This window comes from Streptomyces sp. 2A115, assembly GCF_052245575.1.
GTDB lineage: Bacteria > Actinomycetota > Actinomycetes > Streptomycetales > Streptomycetaceae > Streptomyces.
In genome coordinates, this window is record NZ_JBQQCG010000001.1 from 309,977 (window position 1) to 331,041 (window position 21,065).

At 69.3% G+C, this 21,065-nt stretch carries 19 protein-coding genes; 10 read left to right on the forward strand and 9 right to left on the reverse strand.

Annotation, left to right across the window (positions count from 1 at the left end; genetic code table 11):
- The first annotated feature begins 170 nt into the window (after nucleotides 1-170).
- The 7 genes from gap (at nucleotide 171) to pgi (ending at nucleotide 7,414) form a co-directional block, all read left to right on the forward strand.
- Nucleotides 171-1,181, forward strand: coding sequence for a type I glyceraldehyde-3-phosphate dehydrogenase (gene gap / locus ACTWQR_RS01365; RefSeq protein WP_443224966.1), 1,011 nt, complete (start codon nucleotides 171-173; stop codon nucleotides 1,179-1,181).
- A 127-nt stretch (nucleotides 1,182-1,308) separates the two neighbouring features.
- The gene (locus ACTWQR_RS01370; RefSeq protein ID WP_443224967.1) at nucleotides 1,309-2,520 is read left to right on the forward strand and encodes a phosphoglycerate kinase; all 1,212 of its coding nucleotides are present in this window, start codon (nucleotides 1,309-1,311) and stop codon (nucleotides 2,518-2,520) included.
- Between the two features lie 6 nt (nucleotides 2,521-2,526).
- Complete coding sequence (gene tpiA / locus ACTWQR_RS01375; RefSeq protein WP_443224968.1) at nucleotides 2,527-3,303, forward strand: triose-phosphate isomerase; 777 nt, start codon at nucleotides 2,527-2,529, stop codon at nucleotides 3,301-3,303.
- A 135-nt stretch (nucleotides 3,304-3,438) separates the two neighbouring features.
- Nucleotides 3,439-3,669, forward strand: a complete 231-nt coding sequence (gene secG, locus ACTWQR_RS01380) for a preprotein translocase subunit SecG (RefSeq protein ID WP_443224969.1) — start codon at nucleotides 3,439-3,441, stop codon at nucleotides 3,667-3,669.
- A gap of 235 nt (nucleotides 3,670-3,904) precedes the next feature.
- On the forward strand, nucleotides 3,905-4,240 hold the full coding sequence (locus ACTWQR_RS01385; protein WP_003957010.1) for an RNA polymerase-binding protein RbpA: 336 nt from the start codon (nucleotides 3,905-3,907) through the stop codon (nucleotides 4,238-4,240).
- Between the two features lie 180 nt (nucleotides 4,241-4,420).
- On the forward strand, nucleotides 4,421-5,689 hold the full coding sequence (locus ACTWQR_RS01390; RefSeq protein ID WP_443224970.1) for an MFS transporter: 1,269 nt from the start codon (nucleotides 4,421-4,423) through the stop codon (nucleotides 5,687-5,689).
- Between the two features lie 72 nt (nucleotides 5,690-5,761).
- Nucleotides 5,762-7,414: a glucose-6-phosphate isomerase gene (pgi, locus tag ACTWQR_RS01395; RefSeq protein WP_443224971.1), complete on the forward strand. Its 1,653-nt coding sequence runs from the start codon at nucleotides 5,762-5,764 to the stop codon at nucleotides 7,412-7,414.
- Nucleotides 7,415-7,525: 111 nt separating this feature from the next.
- Here pgi and pgl read toward each other — a convergent pair whose 3' ends face one another.
- The 5 genes from pgl to tkt are packed head-to-tail and all read right to left on the reverse strand — an operon-like array spanning nucleotide 7,526 to nucleotide 14,200.
- Nucleotides 7,526-8,308, reverse strand: a complete 783-nt coding sequence (gene pgl / locus ACTWQR_RS01400; RefSeq protein ID WP_443224972.1) for a 6-phosphogluconolactonase — start codon at nucleotides 8,306-8,308, stop codon at nucleotides 7,526-7,528.
- A complete protein-coding gene (opcA, locus tag ACTWQR_RS01405; RefSeq protein WP_443224973.1) occupies nucleotides 8,305-9,420 on the reverse strand; it encodes a glucose-6-phosphate dehydrogenase assembly protein OpcA in 1,116 nt (371 codons plus the stop codon). Before opcA ends, pgl begins: the two co-directional genes overlap by 4 nt.
- A complete protein-coding gene (gene zwf, locus ACTWQR_RS01410) occupies nucleotides 9,417-10,943 on the reverse strand; it encodes a glucose-6-phosphate dehydrogenase (RefSeq protein ID WP_443225008.1) in 1,527 nt (508 codons plus the stop codon). Before zwf ends, opcA begins: the two co-directional genes overlap by 4 nt.
- Before the next feature lies 1 nt (nucleotide 10,944).
- Nucleotides 10,945-12,063 (reverse strand): transaldolase, encoded by a 1,119-nt coding sequence (tal, locus tag ACTWQR_RS01415; RefSeq protein WP_443224974.1) that lies wholly within the window; start codon nucleotides 12,061-12,063, stop codon nucleotides 10,945-10,947.
- 34 nt (nucleotides 12,064-12,097) lie between these two features.
- The gene (gene tkt, locus ACTWQR_RS01420) at nucleotides 12,098-14,200 is read right to left on the reverse strand and encodes a transketolase (RefSeq protein ID WP_443224975.1); all 2,103 of its coding nucleotides are present in this window, start codon (nucleotides 14,198-14,200) and stop codon (nucleotides 12,098-12,100) included.
- A 355-nt stretch (nucleotides 14,201-14,555) separates the two neighbouring features.
- Here tkt and ACTWQR_RS01425 point away from each other — a divergent pair, with 355 nt between their 5' ends.
- The 3 genes from ACTWQR_RS01425 (at nucleotide 14,556) to ACTWQR_RS01435 (ending at nucleotide 17,242) form a co-directional block, all read left to right on the forward strand.
- Entirely contained in the window at nucleotides 14,556-15,509 is a 954-nt protein-coding gene (locus tag ACTWQR_RS01425) for a heme o synthase (RefSeq protein ID WP_443225009.1), read from the forward strand.
- 108 nt (nucleotides 15,510-15,617) lie between these two features.
- The gene (locus tag ACTWQR_RS01430) at nucleotides 15,618-15,986 is read left to right on the forward strand and encodes a hypothetical protein (protein WP_443224976.1); all 369 of its coding nucleotides are present in this window, start codon (nucleotides 15,618-15,620) and stop codon (nucleotides 15,984-15,986) included.
- A 149-nt stretch (nucleotides 15,987-16,135) separates the two neighbouring features.
- Nucleotides 16,136-17,242 carry an amidohydrolase family protein gene (locus ACTWQR_RS01435; protein ID WP_443224977.1) on the forward strand — a complete coding sequence of 369 codons (1,107 nt, stop codon included), beginning with the start codon at nucleotides 16,136-16,138 and terminating at the stop codon, nucleotides 17,240-17,242.
- A 69-nt stretch (nucleotides 17,243-17,311) separates the two neighbouring features.
- Here the strand turns inward: ACTWQR_RS01435 and ACTWQR_RS01440 are convergent, their stop codons facing one another.
- From ACTWQR_RS01440 to ACTWQR_RS01455, 4 genes are all read right to left on the reverse strand, one after another.
- A complete protein-coding gene (locus ACTWQR_RS01440; protein WP_443224978.1) occupies nucleotides 17,312-18,319 on the reverse strand; it encodes a COX15/CtaA family protein in 1,008 nt (335 codons plus the stop codon).
- A gap of 56 nt (nucleotides 18,320-18,375) precedes the next feature.
- Nucleotides 18,376-19,146, reverse strand: a complete 771-nt coding sequence (locus ACTWQR_RS01445; protein ID WP_443224979.1) for an ABC transporter permease — start codon at nucleotides 19,144-19,146, stop codon at nucleotides 18,376-18,378.
- Complete coding sequence (locus ACTWQR_RS01450; RefSeq protein WP_443224980.1) at nucleotides 19,143-20,066, reverse strand: ABC transporter ATP-binding protein; 924 nt, start codon at nucleotides 20,064-20,066, stop codon at nucleotides 19,143-19,145. The genes ACTWQR_RS01445 and ACTWQR_RS01450 overlap by 4 nt, the downstream gene beginning before the upstream one ends.
- Before the next feature lie 80 nt (nucleotides 20,067-20,146).
- Nucleotides 20,147-20,986, reverse strand: coding sequence for an aminoglycoside N(3)-acetyltransferase (locus ACTWQR_RS01455; RefSeq protein WP_443224981.1), 840 nt, complete (start codon nucleotides 20,984-20,986; stop codon nucleotides 20,147-20,149).
- Between the last annotated feature and the right edge of the window lie 79 nt (nucleotides 20,987-21,065).

The window sequence follows — 21,065 nt, forward strand, 5'->3', positions numbered from 1 at the left end:
AAGCCCGGGCGGTCCGTACCTCTACTGGTGGGTACGGACCGCCCTGCCGTGTATGGGGTGTCTCGATGTCACTCCGGGAGCCTCAGGGAGGTAGGGTCGTAGGCGGTCGGGGACATCCCATACAACTCGCCGGCGTCGAAAGCCGGCGTACCAACGAGGAGATCGGTTTCGTGACGATCCGCGTAGGCATCAACGGCTTTGGCCGCATCGGTCGTAACTACTTCCGCGCGCTGCTGGAGCAGGGTGCAGACATCGAGATCGTGGCTGTCAACGACCTGGGTGACACCGCGACCACCGCTCACCTGCTCAAGTACGACACCATCCTGGGCCGCCTCAAGGCCGAGGTGTCGCACACCGCCGACACGATCACCGTCGACGGCAAGACGATCAAGGTTCTCTCCGAGCGCAACCCCGCCGACATCCCGTGGGGCGAGCTGGGCGTCGACATCGTCATCGAGTCGACCGGCATCTTCACCAAGAAGGCCGACGCCGAGAAGCACATCGCGGGCGGCGCCAAGAAGGTCCTCATCTCGGCTCCGGCCAAGGAAGAGGACATCACGATCGTGATGGGCGTCAACCAGGACAAGTACGACCCGGCGAACCACCACGTCATCTCGAACGCCTCCTGCACCACCAACTGTGTGGCGCCGATGGCCAAGGTTCTGGACGAGAACTTCGGCATCGTCAAGGGCCTGATGACGACGGTGCACGCGTACACGAACGACCAGCGCATCCTGGACTTCCCGCACTCGGACCTGCGCCGCGCCCGCGCCGCCGCCGAGAACATCATCCCGACCACCACCGGTGCCGCGAAGGCCACCGCGCTGGTGCTCCCGCAGCTCAAGGGCAAGCTCGACGGCATCGCGATGCGTGTCCCGGTCCCGACCGGCTCGGCCACCGACCTGGTCGTGACGCTGTCGCGCGAGGTCACCAAGGACGAGGTCAACGCCGCGTTCAAGAAGGCCTCCGACGACGGCGACCTCAAGGGCTACCTGACCTACACCGAGGACCCGATCGTCTCCTCGGACATCGTCGGCGACCCGGCCTCCTGCACCTTCGACTCCTCCCTGACCATGGTCCAGGAGGGCAACTCGGTGAAGATCCTCGGCTGGTACGACAACGAGTGGGGCTACTCCAACCGCCTCGTGGACCTCACGGTCTTCGTCGGCGGCCAGCTCTGAGTCCCAGAGCAGGCACCTCGATGTGAGCACAGGGCTCGGGCAGCGCAAGGCCGCGCTGCCCGAGCCCTGTCTCACGTATTGATCGATCAGCCGCCCAGGACAACAGAGCTCTCCTAGGAGTCCACTTATGAAGACGATCGACGAACTTCTCGCCGAAGGCGTGGACGGCAAGCGGGTCTTCGTCCGCGCCGACCTGAACGTGCCGCTGGCCGACGGCCGCATCACGGACGACGGCCGCATCCGAGCCGTCCTACCGACCGTCAAGGCACTCGCGGAGGCGGGCGCCAAGGTGGTCGTAGCCTCCCACCTGGGCCGCCCCAAGGGCGCCCCGGACCCGGCTTTCTCCCTGCTGCCCGCCGCCGAGCGCCTCGGTGAACTCCTGGACGCCCCCGTGGCGTTCGCCCAGGACACCGTGGGCCCCGCCGCCCACGACGCCGTGAACGGCCTGCAGCCCGGCCAGGTCGCGGTCGTCGAGAACCTGCGCTTCAATGCCGGCGAGACGTCCAAGGACGACGCCGAGCGCGGTGAGTTCGCCGACCGGCTCGCCGCCCTGGCCGATGTCTACGTGGGCGACGGTTTCGGCGCCGTGCACCGCAAGCACGCCTCGGTCTTCGACCTCCCGGCGCGGCTCCCGCACTACGCGGGCTACCTCATCGCCACCGAGGTCGGTGTCCTGGAGAAGCTCACCACGGACGTCCGGCGTCCCTATGTCGTCGCGCTCGGCGGTGCCAAGGTCTCCGACAAGCTCGCCGTCATCGACCAGCTGCTCGGCAAGGCCGACCGGCTGGTGATCGGCGGCGGCATGGTCTACACCTTCCTCAAGGCCAAGGGCTACGAAGTAGGCGCGTCCCTCCTCCAGGAGGACCAGATCCCGGTCGTCAAGGAGTACATCGAGCGCGCGGAGAAGAGCGGCGTCGAGCTGGTCCTGCCCGTCGACGTCCTGGTCTCCACAGAGTTCCCGGATCTGAAGACGAAGGCACCGGCCAACCCCACCAACGTCGCCGCGGACGCCCTCCCGGCCGACCAGATGGGTCTCGACATCGGTCCCGAGTCCCGCAAGCTGTACGCATCCAAGCTCGCCGACGCGGCCACCGTCTTCTGGAACGGTCCGATGGGCGTCTTCGAGCACCCCGACTACGCCGAGGGCACCAAGACGGTCGCCCAGGCTCTCCTCGACTCCCCGGCGTTCACGGTCGTCGGCGGTGGCGACTCCGCCGCGGCCGTCCGCATCCTGGGCTTCGACGAGACGGCATTCGGCCACATCTCGACCGGCGGCGGCGCCTCCCTCGAGTACCTCGAGGGCAAGACGCTCCCCGGCCTCGCCGCACTGGAGGACTGACCCCGCATGACCACTCGCACGCCGCTGATGGCGGGCAACTGGAAGATGAACCTCAACCACCTCGAGGCCATCGCCCACGTCCAGAAGCTCGCCTTCGCCCTGGCCGACAAGGACTACGAGGCCTGTGAGGTCGCGGTCCTGCCGCCCTTCACCGACCTGCGCTCCGTGCAGACCCTGGTCGACGGCGACAAGCTCAAGATCAAGTACGGCGCCCAGGACATCTCGGCCCAGGACTCCGGTGCTTACACCGGCGAGATCTCCGGGCTGATGCTGTCCAAGCTCAAATGCACGTATGTGGCGATCGGCCACTCCGAGCGCCGGCAGTACCACAACGAGACCGACGAGATCGTCAACGCCAAGGTCAAAGCCGCGTTCAAGCATGGCCTCACCCCGATCCTGTGCGTCGGCGAGGAGTTGGAGGTCCGCGAGGAGGGCGGCCACGTCGCCCACACGCTCGCGCAGATCGACGGCGGCCTCAAGGACGTCCCGGCCGAGCAGGCCGAGTCCATCGTGATCGCGTACGAGCCGGTCTGGGCGATCGGAACCGGCAAGGTCTGCGGCTCCGACGACGCCCAGGAGGTCTGCGGGGCGATCCGCGGCAAGCTCGCCGAGCTGTACTCCCAGGAGCTGGCCGACCAGGTCCGCATCCAGTACGGCGGCTCGGTGAAGGCCGGGAACGTCGCGGAGATCATGGCGAAGCCCGACATCGACGGTGCCCTCGTCGGCGGCGCTTCCCTCGACGCCGAGGAGTTCGTCAAGATCGTCCGGTTCCGCGACCAGTGAGGACCCGGTTCCGCGACCAGTGAGTATGCGGTAGCGGGGATACGTCGTACCCTTGCGGGGGCCGGGTGGCTTCGTTCCTGAAGCACCGGCCCCCGTCGTCCGTCTAAGTCCGAGGAAGTTGGTCCAGCCGTGGTTATGGGGTTCTCGATCGCCCTGATCGTCTTCAGCCTGTTGCTGATGCTGCTGGTGCTGATGCACAAGGGGAAGGGCGGCGGCCTCTCCGACATGTTCGGTGGCGGCATGCAGTCGTCCGTCGGCGGCTCCTCGGTCGCCGAGCGCAACCTCGACCGCATCACCGTGGTGGTCGGTCTGATGTGGTTCGCGTGCATTGTGGTGCTGGGCATCCTGATGAAGGTCACCGACTGATCAGTGGCCGGCATCGGCACAGCAGCACAACCGCACATTACGCAAGCACATTCCGCACGTAAGGCCCCATGTCCGGTACGCGCCCGCAGGCGCGGCCTATCATGGGGCTTGCGTCTGTGGGCGGGGTGTAACTCCAATCACTGGACGCGCGTTGGGCCTTACGTAGACTGAGGCGCTCGCAGCGAAGCGTCACGCCGACTCGCTTCGCGGCACCATCACGCAGGGAGTTACGACCGTGGCAAGTGGCAACGCGATCCGAGGAAGCCGGGTCGGGGCGGGGCCGATGGGCGAGGCCGAGCGTGGCGAGTCCGCGCCGCGGCTGCGCATCTCCTTCTGGTGCTCCAACGGGCACGAGACGCAGCCCAGCTTCGCCAGCGACGCGCAGGTTCCCGACACCTGGGACTGCCCGCGCTGCGGCTTTCCGGCCGGACAGGACCGGGACAACCCGCCGGACCCGCCGCGCACCGAACCGTACAAAACGCACCTCGCGTATGTACGGGAGCGGCGCAGCGATGCGGACGGCGAGGCCATCCTCGCCGAGGCGCTCGCCAAACTGCGAGGCGAAATCTAGGAGTTGAGGTCCGGTCGGACACCGAGAGGTGTCCGACCGGACCTGTTTCGTGGGCCGGGGCTGACGTATTTCTCGTACGCCCGGAACGCAGCGCTCCGCACGCCCGGGACGCACTGCCCGAGGTCGATTGTCAGTGGTGCCCTCTACGGTTCTTGTATCGACGGAATCGGAGGGGGCGTTGTGGCGACGGTCGAGGCGAGGGACGTGGGTGCGCCCGCGTGGCGTGGAGGGTTCGGGCGGCTGTGGAGCGCCGCCGTGCTCTCCAGCTTCGGTGACGCGCTGCGTACTGCCGCGCTGCCGCTGCTGGCCGCGACGCTGACCGACGAGCCGTTGCTCATCGCGTCCGTCACCGCCTGCGGCTATCTTCCCTGGATCGTCTTCGGGCTGCTGGGCGGGGCCGTCGCCGACCGTGTGGACCAGCGGCGCGCCATGTGGACCGTGGACCTGGCAAGGGGCCTGCTGATGGCGGGCTTCGCGGTGGCCGTGGCTCTGGGGCACGCCTCGATCGCCCTGCTGATCGTGCTGGCCGTCGCGCTGACCACGCTCCAGACGCTTTTCGACAACGCCTCCACGGCCCTGCTGCCGGCCCTGGTCGACCAAGAGGCGCTGGGCAGCGCCAACGCCCGTCTGATGACCGGTCAGCGGATGGCGGGCGGTCTGCTGGCCGGTCCCCTGGTGCCGCTGCTGATCGTCGCGGGGGCCGCCGCACCCTTCGCCGTCGACGCGGTGACCTTCCTGGTGGGGGCCGCGCTGGTGGCCTCGCTGCGGATCGCGGCGCCCGAGCGAGAGCCAAGACCCGCGGGCAGCACCCTCCGAGGGGAGATCGCCGCCGGGCTGCGCGCGTTGTGGCACGACAGAGCACTGCGTGGGCTGTGCGCGGCCACCGCGTTGTGCAACGTCGGGATGGGCGCCCTCATCGCCACGATGGTGCTGCTCGTGACGGGCTGGCTGGACGCGGGCAACGCGGGGTACGCGGCGGCTATGACGGCGTACACGGTCGGCAGTCTGGTCGGGGGAGTGGCGAACCGCCGGCTCGTGGACCGCGTCGGCCGGATACGCGGCGTGCTGCTGGCCGGAGTGGTGCAGATCGGTGCGCTCGTCGTGATGGGTTCGGTGCGCAGTCTGGCCGCGCTCGTCGTGAGCATGGCCGTGTTCGGGCTCATGGGGATGGTGTGGAACGTCAACACGACGACACTGATGCAGCAGCGGGGCCCGACCGACATGCTCGGCCGCATCAGCTCGGCCTACCGGACCCTGGCCGTCGCGGGGGCGCCGCTGGGTGCCCTGCTGGGCGGGCTCGTGGCCACGGTCTGGGGGCTGAACGCGCCGCCGTTGCTCGCGGCCGCGTTCTTCGTCCTGTCCGTCACCGCGCTGATACCCGCGCTCAAGCCGGACGTATCTGTTGTTGAGCCGGCCGACGGCGCGACGACAGCTCACGTCACGCGCTGATCAATTAGGTTGGGACCGGCAGCGGGGCAAGGTACGCAGCAGGACAGGTATGAAAGAGGGCTGAAGTCCGAGATGAACGCAGACAGCCGTACCAGGCTCAACCAGACTCCCGAGTGGACCGCTCTGGCCAAGCACCGGGAGGAACTCGGCGAGGTGCAGCTCCGTGAGCTCTTCGCCGGTGATTCCGCGCGCGGCGCCGGATACACGCTTCAGGTCGGGGACCTGCACGTCGACTACTCCAAGCATCTGGTCACCGACGAGACGCTGCGGCTGCTGCGCGAACTGGCCGCCGCCACGGACGTGTTCGGGCTGCGGGACGCCATGTTCCGCGGCGAGAAGATCAACACCACCGAGGACCGCGCGGTGCTGCACACCGCGCTGCGCGCCCCGCGTGACGCGGTGGTCGAGGTCGACGGCGAGAACGTCGTGCCGGGCGTGCACGCCGTCCTCGACAAGATGGCCGGTTTCTCCGAGCGCGTGCGCTCGGGCGAGTGGACCGGGCACACGGGCAAGCGCATCAGGAATGTGGTCAACGTCGGCATCGGCGGCTCCGACCTCGGCCCGGCGATGGCGTACGAGGTGCTGCGGTCCTTCACCGACCGCGAACTGACGGTCCGCTTCGTGTCGAACGTCGACGGGGCCGACCTGCACGAGGCCGTACGGGACCTGGACCCGGCCGAGACGCTGTTCGTGATCGCCTCGAAGACCTTCACCACCATTGAGACGATCACCAACGCGACCTCGGCCCGCGACTGGCTGCTGACCGGGCTGAAGGCAGGTCAGGAGGCCGTGGCCAAGCACTTCGTGGCGCTGTCGACGAACTCCGAGAAGGTCGCGGACTTCGGTATCGACACGGCCAACATGTTCGAGTTCTGGGACTGGGTCGGCGGGCGCTACTCGTACGACTCCGCGATCGGCCTGTCCCTGATGATCGCGATCGGTCCGGACCGGTTCCGGGAGATGCTGGACGGCTTCCGGCTGGTCGACGAGCACTTCAGGACCGCGCCTGCCGAATCCAATGTGCCTTTGCTGCTGGGCCTGTTGGGCATCTGGTACGGCAACTTCCATGGCGCGCAGTCGCACGCGGTGCTGCCGTACTCGCACTACCTCGGCAAGTTCACCGCGTACTTGCAGCAGCTGGACATGGAGTCCAACGGCAAGTACGTGGGCCGGGACGGCGTTCCCGTGGAGTGGGAGACCGGGCCGGTCGTGTGGGGCACGCCGGGGACCAACGGGCAGCACGCGTACTACCAACTCATCCATCAGGGCACGAAGTTGATCCCGGCGGACTTCATCGGCTTCGCCGAGCCGGTCGCCGAGCTCAGCGACGGGCTCAAGGCCCAGCACGATCTGCTGATGGCCAACTTCTTCGCGCAGACGCAGGCGCTGGCGTTCGGCAAGACGCCGGACGAGGTGCGGGCGGAGGGGGCGCCCGAGGAGCTGGTGCCGCACAAGACGTTCAAGGGCAACCACCCGACGACGACGATCCTCGCCCGCGAGCTGACCCCGTCGGTGCTCGGCCAGCTGATCGCCCTCTACGAGCACAAGGTGTTCGTCCAGGGTGCTGTCTGGAACATCGATTCCTTCGACCAGTGGGGCGTCGAGCTGGGCAAGGTTCTGGCGAAGCGCGTCGAGCCCGCGCTGACCGAGGGTGCGGAGGTGCCGGGTCTGGACGAGTCGACGCGGGCGCTGGTCGCCAAGTACCGGGAGCTGCGCGGCCGTTGACGGATGACGGCCGCCCCGGTGTTCCTGAGCGGCCGGCCCGGTTCCTGATGGAAATGCCGGGCCCCGCGGTGGCGCGGGACCCGGCATCAACTGCTGTCAGGACAAGGTGCGTTACGGCGAAGCCGGCGGATACAGCGAGCGTGGCAGCTGGGAAGCCGCCGCATCGTCCAGCAGCCACAGGGTGCGCGACCGGCCGTACGCCCCGGCGGCCGGAGCCTGGATCTCGCCCGCGCCCGACAGCGCGATGGCCGCGGCCTGTGCCTTGTCCTCGCCCGCCGCGAGCAGCCACACCTCACGGGCCGCCCGGATCGCGGGCAGGGTCAGGGTGACACGGGTCGGCGGAGGCTTCGGCGCACCGTGCACGCCCACCACCGTCCGCTCCGTCTCGCGGACCGCGGGCAGCTCCGGGAAGAGCGACGCCACGTGGGTGTCCGGGCCGACGCCCAGCATCAGCACGTCGAAGGACGGAACCGGGCCATGGTTCTCCGGCCCGGCGGCCTCGGCGAGTTCGGCCGCGTAGGCCTCCGCCGCCGCGTCCGCGTCCTTGCCGTACGGGCCGTCCGACGCGGGCATGGGGTGCACGCGCTTCGGGTCCAGTGGCACCGAGTCGAGGAGCGCCTCGCGGGCCTGGGTGATATTGCGCTCCGGGTCGCCCTCGGGCACGAACCGCTCGTCGCCCCACCACAGGTCGAGGCGGCCCCAGTCGATGGCATCCCGGGCGGGCGCGGCCGCGAGCGCGGCCAGCAGGCCATTGCCGTTGCGGCCACCGGTCAGGACGATCGAGGCGTGGCCGCGCGAGGCCTGTGCGTCCACGATCTTCGTGATGAGCCGGGCCGCGGCAGCCTGGGCCATCAGTTCCTTGTCGTGGTGGACGACCAGTTGGGGAGTGCTCACTGCGGGTCTGCCTTCTTGACCGGGGGCATCTGTGCAGGAGAGGGCCGGTCGCCGTCGCCCGACGGCGACGCCGGCATCGGAGCCGGCGCGGACGTCCGCTCCGTGACTGCCGAGTCCGGCACCGTCCGTACCGGGAGGGGCGCCATGACCCGAGCGGGCGTCTCGGCCCGCTGCGAGGCCGATTGCACCCCGCCCAGCCGGTCCACTCCGAACCGCAGCGCCGATGCGTACGTGTCGTCCGGATCGAGCCTTCGCAGCTCCTCCGCGAGCAGCTCGGACGTCTCGCGGCGCTTGAGCGCCACCGCGCGGTCCGGCTGGCCCGGCAGCGCCAGCGTGGCCATCGTTCCGTCCGACCGGTGCAGCGTGATGGGGCCGCCGGTCGTCTCCATCCGTACCTGGGTCAGGCCGGGACCGGCGGAGATCGAGCGCCGGACGTGTACATGGAGCCGGTCGGCGAGCCACATGGCGAGCAGTTCGACGCTCGGGTTGAACTCCTCGCCCGCCACTTCGGCGGAGACGACCTCGCAGCTGATCTGGTCGAGGGCAGCGGCCAGCATCGAGCGCCACGGGGTGATCCGGGCCCATGCCAGGTCGGTGTCGCCCGGCTCGTAGCTCTCGGCGCGGGCCCGCAGTTCGCCGACGGGCTTCTCGGCCGCGAAGCTGTCGGTGACACGGCGCTGGCCAAGGGCGCCCAGTGGGTCGTTGGCCGGGTCGCGCGGGGCGTCCACCGACCACCAGACCACGACCGGCGCGTCCGGCAGCAGCAGCGGCAGGACGACCGACTGGGCGTGGTTGATGACCTCGCCGTACAGCCGCAGGACGACCGTCTCGCCGGTGCCCGCGTCCGCGCCCACCCGTACCTCGGCGTCGAGGCGTGACTTCGTGCGGTCGCGGGGCGAGCGGGAGACGCGCTTGACGACCACGAGGGTGCGTGAAGGGTGCTCGCGGGACGCCTCGTTTGCGGCCTTGAGGGCGTCGTAGGCGTTCTCCTCGTCGGTGACGATGACGAGGGTCAGGACCATGCCGACGGCCGGTGTGCCGATGGCCCGACGGCCCTGCACGAGCGCCTTGTTGATCTTGCTGGACGTGGTGTCCGTGAGATCTATCTTCATGGGCGACGCCAGCTCCGTCCGTCTCGCTCGAGCATTTCGTCCGCCTCGACGGGCCCCCACGTGCCGGACGGGTACTGCGCGGGCTTGCCGTGTCTGTCCCAGTACTCCTCGATCGGGTCGAGGATCTCCCAGGAGAGCTCGACCTCCTCGGTGCGCGGGAAGAGGTTCGAGTCGCCGAGCAGCACGTCGAGGATCAGCCGCTCGTACGCCTCGGGGCTGGACTCGGTGAACGACTCGCCGTACGCGAAGTCCATCGAGACGTCGCGGATCTCCATCGAGGTGCCGGGCACCTTGGAGCCGAAGCGGACCGTGATGCCCTCGTCGGGCTGGACGCGGATGACGATCGCGTTCTGGCCCAGCTCCTCGGTCGCCGTGTGGTCGAAGGGGGAGTGCGGGGCGCGCTGGAAGACGACGGCGATCTCGGTGACGCGGCGGCCAAGTCGCTTGCCCGTACGGAGATAGAAGGGGACACCCGCCCAACGGCGGTTGTCCACCTCCAACTTGATGGCCGCGTACGTGTCGGTCTTCGACTTGGGGTCGATGCCGTCCTCGTCGAGGTAGCCGACGGCCTTCTCGCCGCCCTGCCAGCCGGCCGCGTACTGCCCGCGGACCGTGCTACGGCCCAGGTCCTTCGGCAGCTTCACCGCGCCGAGCACCTTGGTCTTCTCGGCGGCGAGAGCGTCCGCGTCGAAGGAGGCCGGCTCCTCCATCGCGGTCAGCGCCATCAGCTGGAGCAGGTGGTTCTGGATGACGTCACGGGCGGCGCCGATGCCGTCGTAGTAGCCGGCGCGGCCGCCGATGCCGATGTCCTCGGCCATCGTGATCTGTACGTGGTCGACGAACGACCGGTTCCAGATCGGCTCGAACATCTGGTTGGCGAAGCGCAGCGCCAGGATGTTCTGGACCGTCTCCTTGCCCAGGTAGTGGTCGATACGGAAGACCTGGTCCGGGGCGAAGACCTCCTCGACGGTCGCGTTGAGCTCCTCGGCCGACTTGAGGTCGTGGCCGAACGGCTTCTCGATGACCGCGCGCCGCCAGGAGCCGCTCGACTGGTCGGCCAGGCCGTGCTTCTTCAGCTGCTGGATGACCACGGGGAAGGCGGACGGCGGTACGGAGAGGTAGAAGGCGAAGTTGCCGCCCGTGCCCTGCGCCTTGTCCAGCTCCCCGATCGTCTCGCGCAGCCGCTCGAAGGCGTCGTCGTCGTCGAAGGTGCCCTGGACGAAGCGCATCCCCTGGATGAGCTGCTGCCAGACCTCCTCGCGGAACGGCGTCCGGGCGTGCTCCTTGACGGCGTCGTGGACCTCCTGCGCGAAGTCCTCGTTCGCCCACTCGCGGCGGGCGAAGCCGACGAGCGAGAAGCCCGGTGGCAGCAGACCGCGGTTGGCGAGGTCGTAAACGGCAGGCATCAGCTTCTTACGGGACAAATCACCCGTGACCCCGAAGATGACGAGGCCCGACGGCCCCGCGATACGCGGGAGCCGTCGGTCCGCCGGGTCACGCAGCGGGTTGCTGCTTGACAAGATTTCAGCCCTCCGAGGGGGCGAGGCGCTGGAGCTCTGCCTCGGTCGACTTGAGCAGGTCGTTCCAGGACGCCTCGAACTTCTCGACGCCCTCGTCCTCCAGGAGCTGGACCACGTCGTTGTACGCGATGCCGAGCTTCTCGACGGCGTCGAGCTCGGCACGGGCCTGCTCGTAGGTGCCGGCGATGGTGTTGCCCGTGATCTTGCCGTGGTCCTCGGCGGCGAAGAGGGTCGCCTCCGGCATGGTGTTCACCGTGTTCGGCGCGACCAGGTCGTCGACGTACAGGGTGTCCTTGTAGGCCGGGTCCTTGACGCCGGTCGAGGCCCACAGGGGACGCTGCTTGTTGGCCTGCGCCTTGTCCAGAGCGGCCCAGCGGTCGGAGGAGAAGACCTCCTCGTACGCCTGGTAGGCGAGCCGCGCGTTGGCCAGACCCGCCTTGCCGCGGGCGGCCTTGGCCTCGTCCGTGCCCAGAGCGTCGATCCGCTTGTCGATCTCGGTGTCCACACGGGACACGAAGAAGGACGCCACCGAGTGGATGGTGGAGAGGTCGAGGCCCGCGGCCTTGGCCTTCTCCAGGCCCGCCAGGTAGGCGTCCATGACCTCGCGGTAGCGCTCCAGCGAGAAGATCAGCGTGACGTTGACGCTGATGCCCCGGCCGATCGTCTCGGTGATCGCGGGCAGACCCGCCTTGGTCGCCGGGATCTTGATGAGCGTGTTGGGCCGGTCCACCAGCCAGGCCAGCTGCTTGGCCTCGGCGATGGTGGCCGTCGTGTTGTGCGCCAGGCGCGGGTCGACCTCGATGGAGACCCGGCCGTCCTGGCCCTGCGTGGCGTCGAAGACCGGACGCAGGATGTCGGCGGCGTCACGGACGTCCGCCGTCGTGATCATGCGGACGGCCTCCTCGACGGTGACCTTGCGGGCGGCGAGGTCGGTGAGCTGCTGCTCGTACCCGTCGCCGCCGCTGATCGCCTTCTGGAAGATGGAGGGGTTGGTGGTGACGCCGACGACGTGCTGCTGGTCGATCAGTTCGGCGAGGTTGCCGGACGTGATCCGCTTGCGCGACAGGTCGTCCAGCCAGATCGCGACGCCTTCCTCGGAGAGGCGCTTCAGTGCGTCTGTCATGGAAAATGCATCTCCTACGTGTCGTATGTCAGCGTCAGCGCTGGGCTGCGGCGATCGATTCCCGGGCGACGGAGGCGACGTTCTCGGCAGTGAAGCCGAACTCGCGGAAGAGGACCTTGCCGTCGGCCGAAGCCCCGAAGTGCTCCAGGGAAACGATGCGACCAGCGTCCCCTACATACCGGTGCCACGTCAGGCCGATCCCGGCCTCGACCGCGACCCGCGCCTTCACGGACGGCGGCAGCACGCTCTCGCGGTACCCCTGGTCCTGCTCCTCGAACCATTCCACGGACAGCATGGACACCACCCGCGTCGGCACACCGGCGGCCTGGAGCTGCTCGCGCGCCTCCACGGCAACGTGCACCTCGGAACCGGTGCCGATGAGGATGACCTCGGGCACCGCGCTCCGCCCTTCGGGCCCTTCGGCCTCGAAGAGGATGTAACCGCCCTTCGCCGCATCCTCGTTGGGCTCGTACGTCGGCACGCCCTGACGGGTCAGCGCGAGCCCGTGCGGGGCACCCTTGCCAAAGACCTTGGTGTACCGCTTGAGGATCTCGCGCCAGGCGATCGCGGTCTCGTTCGCGTCCGCCGGGCGGACCACGTTGAGACCGGGGATCGCGCGCAGCGAGGCGATGTGCTCGACGGGCTGGTGCGTGGGGCCGTCCTCGCCCAGGCCGATCGAGTCGTGCGTCCACACGTACGTCACCGGCAGGTGCATCAGTGCGGACAGGCGCACCGCGTTGCGCATGTAGTCGGAGAACACCAGGAAGGTGCCGCCGTAGATACGGGTGTTGCCGTGCAGCGCGATGCCGTTCATCTCCGCGGCCATCGAGTGCTCGCGGATACCGAAGTGGATCGTGCGGCCGTAAGGGTCGGCCTCCGCCAGCGGATTGTCCGCAGGCAGGAACGACGACGTCTTGTCGATGGTGGTGTTGTTCGAGCCCGCGAGGTCGGCGGAGCCGCCCCACAGCTCGGGAATCACCCCGCCCAGCGCCTGCAGCACCTTGCCGGACGCGGCCCGCGTCGCGACGCCCTTGCCCGCCTCGAAGACCGGGAGCTTCTCCTCCCAGCCGGTGGGCAGCTCACCGGCGGCGATCCGGTCGAACTCGGCCGCGCGCTCGGCGTTGCTGTTGCGCCACTCCTGGAACGACTTCTCCCACTGAGCCTTGGCCTGCCGGCCGCGCTCCAGCGCACCGCGGGTGTGGTTGAGAACCGCGTCGGAGACCTCGAAGGACTGCTCCGGGTCGAAGCCCAGCACGCGCTTGGTGGCGGCCACTTCCTCCGCGCCGAGCGCCGAGCCGTGCGCGGCCTCGGTGTTCTGCGCGTTCGGCGCCGGCCAGGCGATGATCGAACGCATCGCGATGAACGACGGCTTGTCGGTGACCGCCTTCGCCGCCTGGATGGCGTTGAAGAGCGCCTCGGGGTCGAGGTCACCGTCCGGCTTCGGCGCCACCCGCTGCACATGCCAGCCGTACGCCTCGTACCGCTTGACCGTGTCTTCGGAGACGGCGGTCTCGGTGTCGCCCTCGATCGAGATGTGGTTGTCGTCCCACAACAGGATCAGGTTGCCGAGCTTCTGGTGGCCGGCCATCGAGGACGCCTCGGCGGAGATGCCCTCCTGCAGGCAGCCGTCCCCGGCGATCGCGTAGATGAAGTGGTCGAAGGGAGATTCACCGGTGGCCGCGTCCGGGTCGAAGAGGCCGCGCTCGTAGCGGGCGGCCATCGCCATGCCCACCGCGTTGGCCACACCCTGGCCCAGCGGGCCGGTGGTGGTCTCCACGCCGGTGGTGTGCCCGTACTCGGGATGGCCGGGAGTCTTCGAGCCCCAGGTGCGGAAGGCCTTCAGGTCGTCCAGCTCCAGGCCGAAGCCGGCCAGGTACAGCTGGGTGTAGAGGGTCAGGGACGAGTGGCCCGCGGACAGCACGAACCGGTCGCGGCCGGTCCAGTCGGCATCCGCCGGGTCGTGCCGCATCACCTTCTGGAAGAGGGTGTAGGCGGCGGGCGCCAGGCTCATCGCCGTACCCGGATGGCCGTTACCGACCCTCTGTACGGCATCGGCGGCCAGGACGCGGGCGGTATCCACGGCCCGCTGATCCAATTCGGTCCACTCGAGGTCTGTGGTGGTCGGCTTGGTGCTCACCCTGAGTCAGGGCTCCTCTCCACATGTTCCACATGTCGAATGCCGGTGCACGTCGCGCCCACCGGCTCGCTGTCGAGCCTACCCCCGTAGGAACGCGCAATTTTTCGAGTCATTACAGACTGCCGGGACTGTCCGCCCTCCGCCCCCCGACCGGCACGTTCCGTATTTGGCAAGTGAATACGGAGCCGCTCATCTGACTGCTCAATCCCATGCTGTTCAGCTCTTCACGGGGGCCTTTCAACACGAGCCGACCCCCGCGAAGGCCGGGGTCTGGGCAACGTCTACAGTGGCGTGGTACGCGCGAGCCTTTACCGGGTGTTCACACCGGGGGCTTGCTGGGATGTCTCTGTCAGGGGTGTGCGTGACGGCCGTTGAATCCCGTCCTGCGGGAGTGCTCGGGACGACTCAGGGCACGAACCACCGGCCGTTCGGGGCCCGGGTCAAGTCGTTCGTCGCTCTTACCAAGCCACGGATCATCGAGCTGCTGTTGATCACCACCGTTCCGGTGATGTTCCTCGCGCAGCAGGGAGTGCCCGACCTGACGCTGGTGCTTCTCACCTGCGTCGGCGGCTTCCTCTCCGCGGGCGGTGCCAACGCGCTCAACATGTACATCGACCGTGACATCGACGCGCTCATGGACCGCACCTCGCAGCGGCCGCTGGTCACCGGCATGGTCAGCCCGCGCGAGTGCCTCGCCTTCGGCATCATGCTCGCCGTGGTCTCCACGCTGCTGTTCGGCCTGACCGTCAACTGGCTGTCCGCATGGCTGTCGCTGGGAGCGCTGCTCTTCTACGTCGTCGTCTACACGATGATCCTCAAACGGCGTACGTCGCAGAACATCGTGTGGGGCGGCATCGCCGGCTGTATGCCTGTCCTCATCGGCTGGTCGTCGGTCACCAACTCCATGTCGTGGGCCCCGGTCATCCTCTTCCTCGTCATGTTCTTCTGGACGCCGCCGCACTACTGGCCGCTGTCGATGAAGGTGAGAGAGGACTACGCGCGCGTGGGCGTGCCGATGCTGCCGGTCATCGCCTCCAACAAGGTCGTCGCGCGGCAGATCGTCCTCTACAGCTGGGCGATGGTCGCGGTCTCCCTGCTTCTGACACCGCTCGGCTACACCGGCTGGTTCTACACCGTGGTCGCGCTGGTCACCGGCGGCTTCTGGCTCTGGGAGGCGCACGGGCTGCAGAGCCGTGCGAAGGATGGCGCCGTAGGCGCCAAGCTCAAGGAGATGCGGCTCTTCCACTGGTCCATTACGTACGTGTCGCTGCTGTTCGTGGCCGTGGCTGTGGACCCGTTCTTGCGCTGACGTCCTGTGAAGGGGTGATCGGCGGTGGTTCGTCGGCCGCGGGTGCGTGGGCAAGGCCACTCACCGCGGCCGTCGCCGTTTGATCTACCCGTCGGTAGCATCCTGACCATGGCAGACACCCAGCAGGTTGACGAGGGCGCGGACCCCCAGCAGGCCGCCAAGCCGGACGCCAAGGTCGAGCGCCGCGTGGCGAGGCTCGCCAAGCAGATCTCCTCCTTCGCCCAGGCGCACGGCGGGGCCGAGGGACAGATCGCGTACATCGGCCAGAAGGGCGCCCGGATCGTGCTCGTGGGCGAGGACGGCGGCTGGGGCGACCTCATGGCGCCGACCCACGCGATCGCCGAACAGGCGGTGCGGGAGGCCGGCATCACCGTCCACGAGACGTTCGACGGCGACTTCGCGGCCAAGGTGAAGACGGGCCCGTACGAGTGGACCCGCATGGCGGGCATCCAGCTCGGCGGCCCAAGCAACGACTGACGCGCCCCCGAAGGGGCGCGGGGAACCGCGCGGCCAGCCACCGCGAACCCGCGGCATCAGAACAACCCGCACCATCCCGCCCCAACACCTGACACCCGGCTCACCCGTTAGGCCCTGTAAATGGCAGGGCCCACCCGTGGGGAGTCCGGATGATCGAAACGCCGTCGCTGGTGGACCAGTACTGTCACGGGGTGCTGCGGACGGAGCTGGGCCTCGGCACCTTCGAGGCCCACCTGGCCCGGGGGGAGGGTCCACCCGCCCCCGGCACCACGTTCTTCGACACGCAGACCGGGTTCGCCGTACGCCGCTGGTGTCCGCCGCTCCTCGGACTGGAGCCGCACTGTCCGCCGTCCCGTTATCTCGCGCGGCGCCGGGAACTCGGCGTGCTGGAGTCGGGGCGCAGACTGCTCCGGGGGAGCGGCATCACGACGTATCTGGTGGACACCGGTCTGCCGGGCGATCTGACCGGTCCCGGCGAGATGGCCTCCAGCGGGGCCGCCGACGCCCACGAGATCGTCCGCCTGGAGCTGCTCGCCGAACAGGTCGCCGACACCTCCGGGACCGTCGAGTCGTTTCTCGCCAACCTCGCCGAGTCGGTGCACGGGGCGGCCGCGAACGCCGTGGCATTCACGTCCGTGGCGGGCGTGCGGCACGGTCTGGCGCTCGCGCCGGAGCCGCCCGGGCCGGGGGAGGTGCGCGGCGCGGCGGGTCGGTGGCTGGCGGGCCGCCGGGTGGGCGGGGCGTTGAGCGATCCGGTCCTGCTCAGGCACTTGCTGTGGATCGCGGTCGCCTCCGGCCTGCCGCTCCAGCTCCACGCCGGCCTCGGTGAACCCGGCCTGCGCATCGACCGTACCGACCCTGTCCTGCTCACCGACTTCGCCCGTGCCACGGCCGGGCTCGGCACCGACCTCGTCCTGCTGCACGGCTATCCGTACCACCGGCACGCGGCGCACCTCGCCGGGGTCTTCCCCCATGTCTACGCCGACCTGGGCGCCGCCCTCGTCCGCACCGGAGCCCGCGCGTCCGCCGTACTCTCCGAGATCCTGGAACTCGCCCCCTTCGGCAAGCTCCTCTTCTCCAGTGGCGCCCACGGTCTGCCGGAACTTCATGTGGTGGGCGCACGCCTCTTCCGTGAATCCCTGAGCCGGGTGCTCGGCACGTGGGTGGCCGAGGGGGCGTGGTCGCTGGCGGACGCCCAGCGGGTGGCGGGGTTGATCGCGGCGGGGAACGCGCGACGGGTGTACGGGGTGGAGTGAGGTCCCCTGAATACCCCTGGATACCCCTGAATCAGGGGAGACAGAGGGACTCGTGAGGACTTACGTGACTCACGCGCGTGTGAGTGCCGACTCCGTCGACTGGCCCGGCAGGTTCGTCACGATCTCCGCTCGTTCCCGCAGTGACAGCAGGACGCGGAGCGTGGCGATCCACACCAGGCAGGAGCCGAACATGTGGAGGCCGACCAGGACCTCCGGCAGATCGGTGAAGTACTGGACGTAACCGATGACGCCCTGCCCGAGGAGCACCAGGAAGAGGTCGCGGGTGCGGTGCAGGGGGCCCTTGGGAGCGTCGACGGCCTTCAGGACGAACCAAAGGGCGAAGGCGAGCGTCACCACGATCCAGGCCAGGACGGCGTGCAGCTTGGTGACGTTCTCCCAGTTCAACGGGATGCGCTTGACCTCGCTCGAGTCGCCGGCGTGCGGGCCCGCGCCGGTGACGACCGTGCCCACCGCGATCAGCAGGAGGGTGGCGGTGACCAGGAACCACACGAGTTGCCGCACGGACTTGCCGACCAGCGGACGCGGGACGTCGTCGCCCTCGCGGGTCCGCTGCCACATCACCGTGGCGGCGGCGATCAAGGCGGTGGAGAGGAGGAAGTGGGCGGCGACCGTGTACGGGTTGAGGCCCACCAGGACGACGATGCCACCGAGGACCGCGTTGCTCATGACGATCCAGAACTGTGCCCAGCCGAGCCGCGTGAGGCTATGCCGCCGCGGCTTCTGCGAGCGCGCGGCGATGATCGCCCAGCCGACCGCGGCGGACAGGACGTACGTCAGCATGCGGTTGCCGAACTCGATGACGCCGTGCACGCCCATCGCGCTCGTGGCGGTGATCGAGTCGTCGGTGCACTTGGGCCAGGTCGGGCAGCCCAGACCCGAGCCGGTCAGCCGCACGGCGCCGCCGGTGACCACGATGGCCACCGCCATGACGAGCGCGGCGAGGGCGGCGCGCTGAACGGTCCGGGATGACGGCGTCCAGCGTTCGGCGATGAAGGCGAGCGGGTTGCGCACGGCTTGAGCGGCGTCGGCTCGGGTCACGTTTGGCACGGGTTCCATCGTAGGGGGCCGCTTGTGCACGCTTTCACGAGGGTCCCGCCCGGTGTTGTTCCCGCTCACTCCCAGCGGAAGAACGTCCCGGCGGCTCCCAGGCCCACGACCGCCCAGGCGGCGAGGATCCCGAGGTCGCCCCACGGCATCCCGGCCCCGTGCTGGAGCACGTCCCGCAGCCCGTCCGAGAGCGCCGAGATCGGCAGCAGGCCGAGCACGTCCTGGGCGCCGGACGGGAACTTGTCCAGCGGGACGATCACCCCGCCGCCGACGAGCAGCAGCAGGAAGACCAGGTTCGCCGCGGCCAGTGTGGCCTCCGCCTTCAGCGTGCCCGCCATCAGCAGACCGAGGCCCGAGAACGCCGCCGTGCCCAGGACCAGGAGCAGCAGTACGGCGAAGGGGTTGCCCTCCGGCGACCAGCCCAGCGAGAAGGCGATCACCGTCACGAGGATCACCTGGAGGACCTCGGTGACCAGTACGGAGAGGGTCTTGGCCGTCATCAGCCCCCACCGCGGCAGCGGCGAGGAGGCGAGCCGCTTCAGCACGCCGTACCGCCGCTCGAAGCCCGTCGCGATCGCCTGGCCCGTGAACGCCGTCGACATCACGGCGAGCGCGAGGATGCCGGGGGTCAGGAAGTCGACCGCCTTCCCCTCGCCCGTGTCGACGATGTCCACCGCGCTGAACAGCACCAGCAGCAGCGTCGGGATGACGACCGTGAGGAGGAGCTGCTCGCCGTTGCGCAGCAGCATCTTCGTCTCCAGGACGGCCTGCGCGCCGATCATCCGGGTCAGCGGCGCGGCCCCGGGGCGCGGGGTGTACGTACCGGTGGCGGTCATCCGCGCAGCTCCTTGCCGGTGAGTTCCAGGAAGACGTCTTCCAGCGTGTGCCGTTCCACCGAGATCTTCTCCGGCATCACTCCGTGCTGGGCACACCAGGTGGTGACGGTCGCGAGCAGCTGTGGGTCGATCTTGCCGCCCACTCGGTACGAGCCCGGTGTCAGCTCGGCCGCCGTGCTGTCCGCCGGGAGGGCCTTGAGGAGCGAGGCCACGTCGAGGCCCGGGCGGCCGCTGAAGCGCAGGGTGTTCTCGGCGCCGCCGCGGCACAGCTCCTCGGGGGAGCCCTGGGCGATGACCCGGCCCGCGTCGATGATCGCCACGTCGTCGGCGAGCTGCTCGGCCTCGTCCATGTAGTGCGTGGTGAGGATGACCGAGACACCGTCAGCGCGGAGATCGCCTATGAGATCCCAGGTGGCCCGGCGCGCCTGCGGGTCGAGGCCCGCGGTCGGCTCGTCCAGGAAGACCAGCTCCGGGCGGCCGACCACGGCCATCGCCAGCGCGAGGCGCTGCTGCTGGCCGCCGGAGAGCCGGCGGTAGGTCGTCCGGCCGCAACTGCCCAGCCCGAGGCGCTCGATCAGCGCGTCCACGTCCAGCGGGTGCGCGTGCAGCTTGGCCACATGGCGGAGCATCTCGTCGGCTCGGGCGCCCGAGTAGACACCGCCGGACTGGAGCATCACGCCGATGCGGGGGCGCAGGGCCGAGGCCTCGCGTATCGGGTCGAGGCCGAGCACGCGGACCGTTCCGGAGTCCGCTTTGCGGTAGCCCTCGCAGGTCTCGACCGTGGTCGTCTTGCCCGCTCCGTTGGGGCCGAGCACGGCGGTGATGCCTGCCCGGGCCTCCAGATCGAGGCCGTCCACCGCGGTTTTGGTGCCGTACCGCTTCCTGAGGTCCTGGACCCGGACGACGGGCTCACTGCGCATGGGCGGCCTCACTTCGCATGGGCGCCAAGTCTAGGGACGGCCGAGCGGGCTCCTGAGGGCGGGTCGAGTCACGAGCGGATTCACGAGTGGCGTGAGGCGGGCGCGTCGTCCGCGATCCACTCCTCGCGCGAGCGATGCAGCCCCAGCCACCTCTCCGCGTACGCCACCGCGTCGGCGACGGGGAACAGCCGCACGTCGGCCGCGCCCACCCTGCCCCGTACGACGGGACGGTCCCGCTCGAAATCGGCGCCCAGCTCGTCGAACCGCTCCGAGCTGATCGACACCTCCGTCATGGCCTCCCAGCGGGGCCCCTCCGGGGTTGGGACCGGTCGTCCCACCTCGGAGCGCGGTGACGGAATCCGGTACTCGGCCAGGTGGAAACTCGTGCAGGTGTCATAGCCCGCGCCCAGGAGCAGCACCCGGGCGCCCAGCTCCTCCAGGCGGGCCAGCGGGCTGTGCTCGCCCAGCCGGCAGTCCGCAGCGTGCCCCTCGGTGATCGCCGCAGCACTTGCTCCGAGGGCCGCGAACGAGGTCTGCGGATGCGCGCTGCGCAGGGCGCCAGGCCAGGTGCGTACGGTCTCCGGGATCACGCCCACGCCGCGGGAGGGCGTGATGAGCGGGTCGTACGCCGGCATCGTGGCGCGAATCGTCTCCCACCACTCCTCGGGCACGGGCGGATTGCTCCACAGTGCCGGGTCGGAGAGGTCGCCGGACTGCGTCGGGACCACGAGCGTGCCGTCCGGACCGAGCGCGTCGAGCAGTGCCTGGACGACGGCGACCGCGCCGCCGTTGACCCAGCCGAGTGAGCTGAGCGAGGAGTGTGCGAGGAGGGTCTCGCCGGGGTGTACGCCAACAGCGCGCAGGTCCGCGGCGAGAGTGGCTCGCGTGACGAGAGGGCCGGTCGGAGGGGGTATCGGCATGGTTGGGCAGTCTCTCGGAGAACGCGCGGAGGCGCCACCCAATTGATCGATCAAAGATCATTCCCGCAGGTCAGGTTAG

Coding starts and splice junctions, on each gene's coding strand:
- tal (WP_443224974.1), bottom strand. CDS start 12,063: ATGACAGACGCACTGAAGCGCCTCTCCGAGGAAGGCGTCGCGATCTGG.
- ACTWQR_RS01450 (WP_443224980.1), bottom strand. CDS start 20,066: ATGCGCAGTGAGCCCGTCGTCCGGGTCCAGGACCTCAGGAAGCGGTAC.
- pgi (WP_443224971.1), top strand. CDS start 5,762: ATGAACGCAGACAGCCGTACCAGGCTCAACCAGACTCCCGAGTGGACC.
- opcA (WP_443224973.1), bottom strand. CDS start 9,420: ATGAAGATAGATCTCACGGACACCACGTCCAGCAAGATCAACAAGGCG.
- ACTWQR_RS01430 (WP_443224976.1), top strand. CDS start 15,618: ATGGCAGACACCCAGCAGGTTGACGAGGGCGCGGACCCCCAGCAGGCC.
- ACTWQR_RS01440 (WP_443224978.1), bottom strand. CDS start 18,319: ATGGAACCCGTGCCAAACGTGACCCGAGCCGACGCCGCTCAAGCCGTG.
- ACTWQR_RS01370 (WP_443224967.1), top strand. CDS start 1,309: ATGAAGACGATCGACGAACTTCTCGCCGAAGGCGTGGACGGCAAGCGG.
- secG (WP_443224969.1), top strand. CDS start 3,439: ATGGGGTTCTCGATCGCCCTGATCGTCTTCAGCCTGTTGCTGATGCTG.
- ACTWQR_RS01435 (WP_443224977.1), top strand. CDS start 16,136: ATGATCGAAACGCCGTCGCTGGTGGACCAGTACTGTCACGGGGTGCTG.
- tpiA (WP_443224968.1), top strand. CDS start 2,527: ATGACCACTCGCACGCCGCTGATGGCGGGCAACTGGAAGATGAACCTC.
- ACTWQR_RS01455 (WP_443224981.1), bottom strand. CDS start 20,986: ATGCCGATACCCCCTCCGACCGGCCCTCTCGTCACGCGAGCCACTCTC.
- ACTWQR_RS01445 (WP_443224979.1), bottom strand. CDS start 19,146: ATGACCGCCACCGGTACGTACACCCCGCGCCCCGGGGCCGCGCCGCTG.